13 protein-coding genes are annotated in these 11799 nt (G+C 70.2%); 9 read left to right on the top strand and 4 right to left on the bottom strand.

Features of this window, described 5'->3' with window-relative positions; genetic code table 11:
- From QMK24_RS18730 to QMK24_RS18720, 3 genes are all read left to right on the top strand, one after another.
- The coding region (locus QMK24_RS18730; protein WP_283467356.1) for a peptidoglycan-binding protein at positions 1-127 on the top strand (127 nt) is incomplete at its 5' end.
- A 331-nt stretch (positions 128-458) separates the two neighbouring features.
- A complete protein-coding gene (locus tag QMK24_RS18725) occupies positions 459-1901 on the top strand; it encodes a GlnX family signal transduction membrane protein (RefSeq protein ID WP_283467350.1) in 1443 nt (480 codons plus the stop codon).
- Positions 1898-3217 carry an ABC transporter substrate-binding protein gene (locus QMK24_RS18720; protein ID WP_283467348.1) on the top strand — a complete coding sequence of 440 codons (1320 nt, stop codon included), beginning with the start codon at positions 1898-1900 and terminating at the stop codon, positions 3215-3217. Before QMK24_RS18725 ends, QMK24_RS18720 begins: the two co-directional genes overlap by 4 nt.
- Before the next feature lie 105 nt (positions 3218-3322).
- Here QMK24_RS18720 and QMK24_RS18715 read toward each other — a convergent pair whose 3' ends face one another.
- Positions 3323-4168: an SDR family oxidoreductase gene (locus tag QMK24_RS18715; protein ID WP_283467346.1), complete on the bottom strand. Its 846-nt coding sequence runs from the start codon at positions 4166-4168 to the stop codon at positions 3323-3325.
- A gap of 115 nt (positions 4169-4283) precedes the next feature.
- Between QMK24_RS18715 and QMK24_RS18710 the strand changes: the two genes are divergently transcribed.
- The gene (locus QMK24_RS18710; RefSeq protein WP_283467344.1) at positions 4284-4751 is read left to right on the top strand and encodes a MarR family winged helix-turn-helix transcriptional regulator; all 468 of its coding nucleotides are present in this window, start codon (positions 4284-4286) and stop codon (positions 4749-4751) included.
- A gap of 202 nt (positions 4752-4953) precedes the next feature.
- Here the strand turns inward: QMK24_RS18710 and QMK24_RS18705 are convergent, their stop codons facing one another.
- Entirely contained in the window at positions 4954-5853 is a 900-nt protein-coding gene (locus QMK24_RS18705) for a helix-turn-helix domain-containing GNAT family N-acetyltransferase (RefSeq protein ID WP_283467342.1), read from the bottom strand.
- Between the two features lie 180 nt (positions 5854-6033).
- Here QMK24_RS18705 and QMK24_RS18700 point away from each other — a divergent pair, with 180 nt between their 5' ends.
- From QMK24_RS18700 to QMK24_RS18685, 4 genes are all read left to right on the top strand, one after another.
- Entirely contained in the window at positions 6034-6294 is a 261-nt protein-coding gene (locus tag QMK24_RS18700; RefSeq protein WP_283467341.1) for a hypothetical protein, read from the top strand.
- A 56-nt stretch (positions 6295-6350) separates the two neighbouring features.
- Positions 6351-7817, top strand: a complete 1467-nt coding sequence (locus tag QMK24_RS18695; RefSeq protein ID WP_283467340.1) for an amidase — start codon at positions 6351-6353, stop codon at positions 7815-7817.
- Between the two features lie 115 nt (positions 7818-7932).
- Positions 7933-9252, top strand: coding sequence for a tetratricopeptide repeat protein (locus QMK24_RS18690; protein WP_283467338.1), 1320 nt, complete (start codon positions 7933-7935; stop codon positions 9250-9252).
- Positions 9253-9373: 121 nt separating this feature from the next.
- Complete coding sequence (locus tag QMK24_RS18685) at positions 9374-9718, top strand: YdeI/OmpD-associated family protein (RefSeq protein ID WP_283467337.1); 345 nt, start codon at positions 9374-9376, stop codon at positions 9716-9718.
- 219 nt (positions 9719-9937) lie between these two features.
- Here QMK24_RS18685 and QMK24_RS18680 read toward each other — a convergent pair whose 3' ends face one another.
- Positions 9938-10135: a hypothetical protein gene (locus tag QMK24_RS18680; RefSeq protein ID WP_283467336.1), complete on the bottom strand. Its 198-nt coding sequence runs from the start codon at positions 10133-10135 to the stop codon at positions 9938-9940.
- Positions 10136-10154: 19 nt separating this feature from the next.
- Complete coding sequence (locus tag QMK24_RS18675; RefSeq protein ID WP_283467335.1) at positions 10155-10556, bottom strand: hypothetical protein; 402 nt, start codon at positions 10554-10556, stop codon at positions 10155-10157.
- 413 nt (positions 10557-10969) lie between these two features.
- Here QMK24_RS18675 and QMK24_RS18670 point away from each other — a divergent pair, with 413 nt between their 5' ends.
- The gene (locus QMK24_RS18670) at positions 10970-11416 is read left to right on the top strand and encodes a serpin family protein (protein WP_283467334.1); all 447 of its coding nucleotides are present in this window, start codon (positions 10970-10972) and stop codon (positions 11414-11416) included.
- Positions 11417-11799 lie beyond the last annotated feature (383 nt).

Raw genomic sequence — 11799 nt, 5'->3', positions numbered from 1 at the left:
GCAATGGACCGACACCGACCGCCGCTCCTACGCCGCCTTCCAAGTCAAGATCGGCTATCGGGGCACCGACGCCGACGGCTGGCCGGGGCCCGTCTCCTGGGCACAGCTGCGCGTGCCGAAGGGCTGAGAACGTGTCCGAGCTCTGCCGACCAGCGCACCGTCACAGCGGACGCGCCGTCGGACGCGGTCCGGGTGACGTCGCCAATTTCCCGCTCCGGATGTAGCGCGTCGGCATCCCCGTCCGGACGAGCCTGGTCCGGCAGCGCTGCCACCGATCGTTCCAGCGTTCGTAGACCTCCTGGGCCTCGCGCCGCCTCCAAGGCACTTCGCCACTGTCACCCCTGAGGATCGCCCGGCCGGCACCATCATCGGGTTTCTCCTCCTATCGCCCACCGGGTAGGCAGGAGGGTGGCTAGAGTGATCCGCAGTCGGTGGGGCCGGACGACGGGGGCAGGGCAATGACGAGCTCTCCTGCGCTTTCACGGCGGACGCGGCCAGTACCGGCCATCACCGGCGGGAGAGGCGGATCCCTGCGCCGGGCGCGCGGATCCCTTCGGTCGTCCAACAGCGCACCGGGTCGGCTCGCCCGCACGGTCATCGCACTGATCCTGTGCACGCTGGCGTTATGGGGAGCACTGGAGTTCGCGCTCAGCGGCGCGCACAGCGCCGTGTCCGAGGCTGAGAGCGGGGCGATGCCGGCGATCGTCGACACCTCCCAGGTGGCGTACTACCTGGCCGATGCGGACCGGGTCGCGGCCACGAGCTTCGTGTCCGGCACGGTCCGCCTGGGCGGCCCGGGACAGCGCTACCAGGACGATCTCAAGTCCGCGCACCAGGCGCTGGCGCGAGCCGCCGAGCATGACGCGACCGGAGCGGACGGCAGCGGTCAACTGCAGTCCATCGAGGGGCTGCTGGTCGAATACACCAGCCTGGTGGAACAAGCCCATGCCAACGAAGGCCAGGGCGCCCTCGGCATCTCCTACCTGAGCTACGCCTCGGGCCTGATGCACCAGAAGGACGACGGCATCCTCGCTCATGTCCAGCGACTCGGGGCAGCCGAGCAGCAGGCATTGGCCCGGCAACGGAGTACCTGGTGGCTGACGCCGTCCGTACTCCTGGGGGTGCTCGCCCCGGGTGCCATCGCCCTGATCCTGCTCATCCGCACCCAGCGCTATCTCCGTCGGCACTTCCACCGGCGGATCAACCCCTGCCTGCTGGCCGCATCCGTGCTGCTCGTGGCGCTCGGTGGCTGGACCACGGTCGCGACCCTGCACACCGACCGGGCCTTCAACACCGCCTGTGACACCGTGCTGCCCCGGCTGACCGCCTCCTGGCAGGCCCGGACGCTCATCGCGCGGGCGGCCGGCAGCGACACGCAGGCCGTGCTCCTGACCCTGCCCGGGCAACCCTTCTCCAGCGGCTTCGCCGACTACACCCGCCCCCTCGCGGAACCCGCGGTGAGTAGTCAGATGCTCATTGCCGCCCGCAGCGGGCCGCCCTCCCTTCACGGAGTCCTTGCCGACCTGCTGCAGGCGGACCTCGCGCTCGACCCTGCCGACAACTCCGGGAAGCGGAAGGCCGCCTTGGACACCCTCGAACATTTCCAGCGGTTCACCGCAGCGCATGCCCAGGTGCAGCAGCAGGCCGACCAGCGGGACCCCGCTCTGGTGTCCACGGCGGTCGGTCCCGGCGGCACCCAGCTGGGCGGGGCGGAGGCCGCCGTGGACGGCGACCTGGCCCTGCGGACCGACCTGGACCGGCAGAAGCTGGCCGAGGCAGCGGACTCCGCACGATCGGGCCTGGGCACGGGCCCCGCCATTCCGGTGCTGGGCGCGGCTCTCGCGGTGCTGTGCCTGTGCGGTCTGTGGCCACGGATCGACGAGTACCGGGCGGCGCGATGACCAGGCCCGGCCCCGCGGCCCGACGCCTCCGCCCCGCCTGGGCCCGCCTCGGCCTGGTCCTGGCAATGCTCGCCCTGCCCAGCCTCACGGGCTGTGGCTCCAGCGGATCGGGGCAGGTCGTCCACGTGCTCGGCACCTGGACCGGCAGCGAGCAGGACTCCTTCCTCGCCATGGTCGCGCCGTTCGAGGAACGCACCGGGATCAAGGTCGACTATCAGGGCTCCCGGAACTCGGACACCATCCTGGCCGACCGTGTCGCCAACGCCACCCCGCCCGATCTGGCGGTGCTCTCCAGCCCCGGCAAGCTGCTGCAGTACGCCAGGGCCGGCCGGCTCGTTCCGCTCGACGACACGCTGGACCTACCCGCGATGACCAGGCAGTACGGCTCCAGCTGGCTGGAGTTGGGAGCCGTGAACGGCAAGCAGTACGCCGTGTTCGTCAAGGCGTCGCTCAAGAGCCTCATCTGGTACTCCCCCAAGGCCCTGAACGCACACGGCTTGAAACCGCCGGCCAGCTGGGATGCCCTGCGGGCATCGGACCAGGTGATCGCCCGCTCCGGCGTCTCCCCGTGGTGCATCGGACTGGAGTCGAGTTCCACCTCCGGCTGGCCGGGCACCGACTGGTTGGAGGACATCGTGCTGGCGCAATCCGGGCCGGACGTCTACAGCCAGTGGGCGACCGGCAAGCTCCCATGGAACTCCCCGCAGATCAAGCGCGCATGGCAGACGTGGGGGGAGGTCATCGGCGCGCCGGGCCTCGTGCACGGCGACTCCCGCGGCATGCTCCTCACAAACTTCGGCTCAGCGGGGGCACCCCTGTTCGGCCAGCCGCCGGGCTGCTATTTCGAACACGCCGCCTCCTTCATCTCCGGCTACTACCAACAGGGGAATTCGCAGCTCAAGGCCGGTCAGGACTTTGACTTCACCTCATTTCCCTCCATCGATCCAGCGTTCAACGGAAGCGAGGAAGTGGCCGGCGACCTGCTTGGAATGTTCCATTCCACCCCGGGCGCCCGCGAACTCATCGCCTATCTCACGACACCGCAGGCCCAGCAGATCTGGGTGGCGCGAGGCGGAGCCCTCAGCCCGAACCGCGAGGTGCCCCTCACCGCCTACCCGGCCGACTCCCTGTCAAGGCGACTCGGACAGCTGCTGATCAACGCCAAAACCGTACGATTCGACGCCTCGGACCTGATGCCGGACGCCATGCAGAGCGCCTTCTACCGAGCCGCGCTCGCCTACGCCAACGCCCCCGCGCAGCTCGACACGATCCTCACCGACCTGGAGCGGTTCCGCACCACCGGCTACAGCCAGTAGTCCGGTCCGGTCCGGCCAGGCCCGGCCCGGCAAGGATGCTCATCCCCCGCAGGGCGCAGGAACCTACTGACGATCGCCACCCTGCCGGTGGAGCCATGGTGCGGGTCAGCGGACCCAGGTGCCGGTGAGGGACTGAACGGCGGCGCCGTCGAGGTCGGCGAGTTTGGTGCCGACGAAGTCGCGGGCCCAGTCGGAGGTTTGCACCCGGAACGGGGGGTGCGCGGCAGTCAGTACCTCGACGATCGGGGCGGCGGCCTGGGCCGGGGTCTGCCCGTTGCCGAACGACTTGAGGGTGCGGTCGATGTAGGCCTGGAGCGCCGGGGCGTAGGGCCCTGCGGCGGTGAGCAGTGCGGGGATGTCCAGTTGCTGGCTGGCGACGAACTCGCTGATGACCGCGCCCGGTTCGACGACGGTGACGTGGACGCCGACGGTGGCGGCAACCGGAGCGAGGGACTCCATGAAGCCCTCGACGGCGAACTTGGCCGCGCAGTAGGCCTCGTTGAAGGGCTGGCCGACCACGCCGCCGACGCTGGTGACGGTGATGACGCGGCCCCGGGAAGCGCGCAGGTGCGGCAGGGCGGCCCGGGTGACCTCCACGACGCCGAAAAAGTTGACCTCCATTGCCGCGCGGACCTCCTCGAGGCCGCTCTGTTCGATGGTGCCGACCTGTCCGGCGCCTGCGTTGTTGACGACGGCGTCGAGGCGGCCGTGTTCGTCGATGACCTCCTGCAGACAGGTGGCGACGGAAGCGGGGTCGACCACGTCCAGCCGCTTGACCTGGATCAGCTTGGCCACGTCGGCCTCGGCTGCGGTCCGGAGCAGTCGGTCTGCCTTGCCGGTGTCACGCATGGTGGCGATGACCTGCCAGCCGGCGCCGGCGGCGGCCACGGCGGTCACCAGGCCGATGCCCGAGGAGGTGCCGGTGATCAATACGGTGTTCCTGGTGCCCATGGGGATCTCTCTGCTCTGTCGCCGCCCGGGAGCGGACCGGACACGCATCATGTGTGTGCGTGTACACACATCATATAGGTGTGTGCGCGCACACGCAAACGGATAGAGTGACGGCATGGCACGCACCGACCTCACCCTGGGAGACCTCACCGCTCGCGACCACGCCTTCTACGGCCTGGTCTGGGCCGGAACCACGCTCAGCGCCAGGGTGGACCAGGCCCTGACCCGGGCGCACGACCTGCCGTTGTCCTGGTTCGAGGTCATGCTCTGGCTCCACGGCCAGAGCGAACCGGTCGCCGCCTCCGACCTGGGCGCCAAGACCCTGCTCAGCCGCAGCCAGGTCTCCCGGGTGCTCGACTCACTCCAGGCCCGCGGCCTGGTCGCCCGAGCCCCCTCGGCCACCGACGCCCGCTCCGTGAGCATCGCGCTCACCGAAGCCGGCCACCAGGCCTTCGCCGAAGCCGACACCACCCGCCGGGCGGCCCTGGCCGAGGTCTTCGACGACCTGCTGGACGAGCAGGACATCCAGGCCCTGGAGACCGTCTGGGCCAAACTCAAAGGGACACCGACGCAACGGCGCTGAGCCGAGGCGACCTGCCTGGCCGGGCGAGCGTGGCAGGAGCAGTGCGGACAGGCCGCGATTCCCGGGGCGGCGCCGGCGCCGCGTCCAGCGCCGCCGATCCGGCGGCCAGCGCACTGGTTCGCGGGTCCCGGGGCGGTCAACCTGGGTTGAGATTGGTCAGAGTTCGGTGTGACGGGACGCCCCGCCTGGTCCGCCCGTATCCTCACTCCGACGACGGCGGGGTGATCCGCTTCTCGAACCAGTGGTCGGCGTACGGCTCGTCGTTGAAGGCGGCGACATCCTGAAAGCCGTAGGAGTGGTACAGACCGATCGCGGCGCTGAGCGCCTTGTTGGTGTCCAGGCGCAGTACGGTGCAGCCGTGCCGGGCGGCCCGCGCCTCCAGCTCGGCCAGGAACCGGCGGCCGAGGCCGAGTCTCCGGGCGTGGGGGGCGACCCACATGCGCTTGATCTCGGCCGGAGCGCCGGGCGGCAGCTTCAGACCGGCGCAGCCGACGGGCTCGCCGTGCAGCCGGGCGATCAGGAACAGGCCGTGCGGCGGCCGGAGTTCACCCGCATCGGGCAGCAGGCTCAGCGCGGGGTCGAAGCCGCTGTCGAAGCGCTCCTGCAGCTCGGTGAAGTAGGACTGCAGACAGTGCTCGGCGTCGGGGTGATCGGGGTCGACGGGATCCAGTGAGACGGTCGCGGCGGTCAGCAACCGGTCGACCTCGGCCATGGCGGCGACCAGCCGGGCGCGCTGCGCGGGGTTGAGCGGCTCCAGGAGGGAGCCGGCCAGTTCGTCGCTGCGTCCATCGAGTGCGGCGCGCTCCGCGCGGCCGGCGTCGGTGAGCCGGACCGTGCGCACCCGCTTGTCCCGGAGCTGCGGCTCCACCGTCACCAGGCCGTCGGCCTCCAGGGAGCGCAGCAGTCGGCTGACATACCCGGAATCGAGCCCGAGACGCTCGCGCAGCCGCCGTACATCCCGGCCCTGCTCGCCGATTTCCCAGAGCAGCCGGGCCTCGCCGATGGGCCGTTCGCGGCCCAGGTAGTGGTCGTGAAGCACGCCCACGCGTTCGGTGACGGTGCGGTTGAACCGCCGCACCTGGTCGATCTGCGCCATATCCATTCTCTGACTCTAGTCAGAGAACCTCGTGACCGGCCAGAGGCGGTCCGTCATGGGAGACAACAAGGGCCGGCCATCACTTGGCGCCACGAGCAGGGCCGGGGGCCCAACCCTGTCACGGCAGGAACGACCATCGGCGGGCCCGCCCGCTTCCCTCCCGTCGGGAACTCGGACAATGGGATCATGAAGAAGAAGATCCTGGTCATCATCGCTGTCTGTGTGGGCGTCTGCGCCGTCGGCTCGGCGGTGACGCCGGTGCTGAAGAAGCACGACTTCGGCGACGGGCCGGCTCTCGAGGCGGATTGGCGGCCGCAGGATGTGGGGGACGACGCCGGGCGGCCGGAGTGTTCTGAGATGTACCAGTTCCGGGTGGCGGTCAAGGGCGACCAGGTCTACGCCCGGAGCAACGGAGATCTGACGCACGCGTCAAATTCTCGGCCCTGAAGGACCGAGCTTGTCGACACCCCCCTCTGCAATCCGCTGACCGCAGGAAGACCACCATGAGCACCACCCCTCATCTGAGGCCCGCCACCGAGCAGATCAACGCCCTGATCAAACGGCTGATCTCCAGCCGTGAACTCCTTGAGCTGCACCTGAAGCACATCGCCACGGTCAACCCGGGCCTGAACGCCATCGTCACCCTGGACGCCGAACGCGCCCGCAAGGAGGCCGACGCTGCCGACACGGCCCTTACCCGCACCGGACGGCCGACCGGCGCCTTGCACGGCCTTCCGATCACGGTCAAGGACGCCCTGGAGACAGCGGGGATGCGCACCACGTGCGGTGCTCCCGACCTCACCGGTCACGTCCCCAGCCGGGACGCAGACGCCATCGCCCGCCTGCGCGCCGCCGGCGCGATCATCATCGGCAAGACCAACACGCCGACCTACTGCCAGGACATCCAGACCAGCAATCCCATTTTCGGCACCACCCGAAACCCGTACTCCCCAACCCGCACTGCCGGCGGGTCCTCCGGTGGGCCGGCGGTCTCGGTCGCCGCAGGGCTCTCCAGCCTCGAGGTCGGCAGCGACCTGGCCGGCTCATTGCGCCTGCCGGCCGCGTACTGCGGCGTGTACGCGCTGCGTCCGAGCCACGGTCTGATCGCCACCCGAGGTCACCTACCCAGGCCCCCTGGATGGCTGACCTCCAGCGACATGATGACCTTGGGGCCGCTGGCACGGACCCCCGCGGACCTGGAGCTCCTCCTCAGCGTGCTGGCCGGTCCGGCCCCAGCCGATGCTCCGGCTTGGCGGGTCGAGCTCCCTTCCCCCCGCCACAACCGGCTGGGTGGTTACCGCATCGGCATCTGGCCCGACGACCCGTACTGTGCTGTGGACTCCGCGACCCGCGCCCTGATCGAGCAAGTCACCGGTCTGGTGCGTAAGGCCGGCGCCCGCGTGGACGACACCACACGCCCGGTCAGCATGCCCGACTCCGACCACCTCTTCCAGAAACTGATGTACGCCACGTCCACCGCGTCGAGCACGGACGCGGCCTTCCAGGCGGAGGTGGACGCGGCCGCGAATCTCTCCTCGGACGACCGGTCGCCGGGCGCCTTCTACCTTCGCTCACGCACCCAGCGCCACCGTGACTGGATGCGCGTCGACGAAGAGCGCGCAAAACTGTGCAGGCGATGGGCCGCGTACTTCACCGACCACGACATCCTGATCACCCCTGCCGCACCCACTGCGGCCGTTGAGGACCAGACCTCCGTCCCTGTCCCCAACCGGTACATCACCGTCGACGGGCAGCGCCGCAGCTACTACGACCAGACCACGTGGGCGAACCTCACCAGCCACGTCAGGCTTCCCGCCGCGATCGTCCCGGCTGGGTTGACCCCGGACGGCCTCCCCCTCGCCGTCCAGATCGTCGGCCCGTACCTCACTGACCGGACCGTCATCGCCGTCGCGGAACTCCTCGCACGGCTGCTGCCGCCTACCGCAACTCCCCCCGCATTCCAGCAGTAGAGGCGTTGCTTTGAGGTCACGCTCTCAGCAGCGAGCGCATGCGCAGACAGCCAGGCAAAACAGCAAGCCGGGAATGGTGTTGAGAGCGACCGCGGCATCGGAGATGATCTGCGGCATGTTCTCGCGTAGGAATCACCGTCCGAAGTCCGCCGAACTCCTCGCGGCATGGGAGCGCTTGGACGCTGGGGACATACCCGGCGCCCTGCGACGGCTGCGGGCCGGTGCTGAGACCCTGCCTCCGGGTGAGGTGGCGCTCGTGGTCGGGCGGGCTGCCGGGGCGGCCGGCTTCGACGACCTCCAAAAGGCCGCCGCCGCGCTGGCCGCACACCCGGAGAAGGGGCGGGCGCTGTACGACTTCGGGTACGCGTGCATCGAGCGCGGCCTCCCCTACCTGGCCATCCCCGCCTTGCGCGAGGCGCTGCGCCAGAACCCGGGCACGCGCGTGTTGTTCCGTGAACTGGTGACCGCGTACGAGCGCGAGGGACGGCACCGCGAGGCCGTCGAGGTGCTGACGCAACACGAGAGCGTCCTGGCTGACTGGCCGGACCGCTACCTCCTGGCCTTCAACGCCATCATGTCAGGTGACCTCAGACTGGCGAACCGCCAGCATGCGCTGTTGCCGGACCCGCAGGACCCACAGTGGCTGCCCACCCAAGCCAGGCAGCGCCGGATGCTGGAACGAGCCGCGAGCGCCGCGCCCGTGAGCCCGCTGGACCTCACCGATCTGCGCGGATGGCAGTTCGTGATGGGCGGCACCGTGCTCGGCACCCTGTCCCCGTTCGGCTTCGCAGCGGGTATGACCGGCCGGTACGCCTGGCTGCAGGACTCCCACGACCAGTGCCTTCACGGTCTCCTGCGGCTGAAGACACTGCTGGACGCGGCAGAGGTGCGGCCGCGTTCGGTGTCGCTGCTGCCCGACCGGGGCAGCCAAATCCTCGGCCTGGCCGCCGCGGAGGTACTGGATCTCCCGGCGGAGCCCTTCGCCCCCGGGCGGGAGGACACCGTCGTGATCGCGTACGACCTGAACGAGCTGGCCGGGGTGAGCGAGGGGCCCGAGGTCCTCGGGCAACTCTTCGAACGGGTGCCGGGACAAGTACTGCACGAGCACGCGAGCAGCTGGACCGACGCACCAGTGGTCACCGCCGACAGTGTCACGCTGCTGCACCAGTCGGTGGTGGCTCCCTGGGGCGAGCAGCTGCGCCAGGGGGACGATAGCGATGCGGAGCGGGCGCCGGCAGACGACCGCCCGGCGGCGGAGATCGCCGCCGAGATCGCAGGTGCCGACCCGACGCTGATCGAGGGCGACGACGAGACCCCCGCGGACCCGGTCGACCGACTCACCGGCTTCGTCACGGCCATCCGCGGCTCCTGGCTCCAGGGCGACCGGGCTCGCCTGATCTCGTCCGGCCCGGTAACCAGCTCCAAGTTCGCCTGAGGGCACTGGTTCCCCTCCTCCCTGTCTCAGACCTCTTCTACTGGCCCAACGAGACACCCAGCGCGACTTCGACCGCGCCCCGGCCTCCGCCCCGAGCAACGGCCAGAAAAATGCTGGGCCAGTGAGGAGCCCTTCGCGGCCCAAGAGCCTGTGGTCGCAGGTGAATGTGGACAAGGTCGCGATGCTGACGACCGCAGGGCGGATGCACGAATCCGGGCTTGCCGCGGTCCGCCAGGCCCAGGAGGACGGGCGATGGGCAAGGGCCTACGAGTCGCAGAAGACGGCGACACTGCCCCCCGATCTCGCGGCGGCGCTCCATGCGAACCCGGAGGCCGAGAAGGCGTTCGAGGCACTCGACAAGACCGGACGCTACCTGGTGATCCTGCCGTTGCTCCAGGCACTCACGCCCGGGACGAGGCAGGTCCGGCTCGAGAGAGCCCTGCACACACTGACGAACGAGGGATGAGTGAGTCTTCGCGAACTTGGCTGCCGGCTGGGCCTGTTCGCCCGGTCGGCAGAGCAGTCGGCGGGGCTCATCCCGCGATCGGCTGATGAGCTTCTTCGCCGCCCCTCACGGATAGCGCGCCGTGAGAACGATGAACACGCCGTCCTTCGTGAGCGCACCCACGTTGCGCCGGGTGGCGCGCGTGCGGACCTCCACCGTTACCGCCCGCTCCAGCGGCCGTCAGTGCATCGCGATGAGGGTGTTCGGGTCGGATACCGGGGTCTCGACATACAGGCTCTTGTACTCGTCCTGGATACCCCCGTTGTGCACCCGGACGGGCGACGTCGGTGGTGGCGTCGGCCAGTGCGCGGGAGACACCCCTGCGCCGTCCATGCCGACAACCAGCCGGCCCTTTCCCGTCCCGCTCCCCACCGTCATCCGCGGGGTCCGGTACCCCTCACGACGAGAAGCCCACGTGCACGTGATCGTGGTGGGTGTCGTCGGAGAAGAACTGGTTCGCGGCCGCACCGCCCGACAGCTGCACGGGGCCGCCGACGTTGTACGAGCCGGCCGCAGCGGCGTCACGCATGAACGCGGTGACGAGAGAGCGGGAGGTAGCCGGGTCGACGACCGGGTGGCCGTCGATGCGCCAGACGTCGAAGGCCCTGCCGACCGGATGGTCGCTGGGGCGGCTGGTGCCGAACACGTCCAGCGGATGCCCGGTACGCACCACGCTCACCGACAGCTGGTAGGTGTCGGCGAGCTGGAGCATCGCCCGCAGCACGCTCTCGTGCACCGCACCGCTGCGGATGTCGGCGGCCGCGGCGGGGGGCAGTTCGATGCCGGACCGCGTCAGCACCGCGCGCCGAGGCGGCCAGTGGCGATGCGGGCGGCCCCGGGAGTGCTGGGTGCAGAGCGGTGACTCCCCAGCCGGTGGACGTTCGGCGCGGGCGGCCGACCGGACCACCCGGGAACGTCTTGACGTCGAGCTGCGGCAGACGCGCGACGCTGCCCGCCGGCGACACCTCGCCCACCGACGCCGCACACTCGGCAACCCCTGACCGGGCACGCTCGATCCCGGTCGTCGTCCGTCGGCGCGCGACGGGAAACCGCCAGAAGCGTGCCGTCGATTACCACACGCTCTCTCACGGTCCTCGATCTGCGGGCGCGTACGCAGGGCCCAGTTGCGGCGCCTGCCGCACCGCCGATCAGAGTCCGCTTCGCGCTGGGCGAGCACCGGCAGGTCCCGCCCGCGGAGGTGATGGCGGCCTCATGGCACCCGGTACCCGGGGCAGGAAGATCCGCGGCAGCCGGAGCGGCGGCGGCAGAAACCCCGAGGCGATAGTGCTGGAGCTGCCGCGTCTCGCGCTCGCCGGCGACATGGGTGTATCGCCCCATCTCGCCGCGCTCGGGGTGGAGAGCCTCTTCTCCGCGTCGGCCGAACGCTCCCGGCAGTTTTCTGAACCGCTCCACCGCCACCGGGCTGTCCAGACCTGCCGGGTCCGGTTGGACGAGGAGGGCATGAGTTCCCGGCCCGCGGCCGGCGCCTCCGAGGACCGGTCCTCGCCGGGGTACTGGACCGATGGACCGGGGTCACTGGTACGGACGGCTCCGATGCGTCTCGACCGGCCGTTCGGCGTCTCCGTGCTCGACGAGAACGGCACGATCCCGCTCCTCGCGGGGTACCAGCCAGGGCGCCCGGCAGATTCCCGGTCCTGACCGCAGCGAGGAATGCAGGGGTCAGGGCTGTCCAGTCGGCTGGGGCGTGCGCCTCAACAGCGGACGGGTTGGCGTTGCGGACGACATGCCTCGATCGTGGCCGCAGGTCTGCGGACGGGCGTCGGACCACGGTTGTACAGCCGTGGTCGACAGCCCTGGGGACGAAGTAGGGCGCCGGTCCGATGACGCGCGGAGCCGGGCCCACCTGCCCGCGCTTGCCCGCAGCAACCGCATCCCGCGCAGCCGGGTGGACGAGGTGCTGCGCGAGGTCGGGGACTTGCCGCCGGTGACAACCGTACTTGCCACAACAGGCGACCAGATCGGAGCTGCCGACAACGGCCTTGGTTCTTGGCGCAAACGGACCTTCCGCTACGACAAGTGCC

The sequence above is a fragment of the Streptomyces sp. PH10-H1 genome (assembly GCF_030063355.1).
Lineage (GTDB): Bacteria > Actinomycetota > Actinomycetes > Streptomycetales > Streptomycetaceae > Actinacidiphila.
Note: the sequence above shows the minus strand (reverse complement) of the source record. Positions and strands in the feature narration are given on the sequence as shown.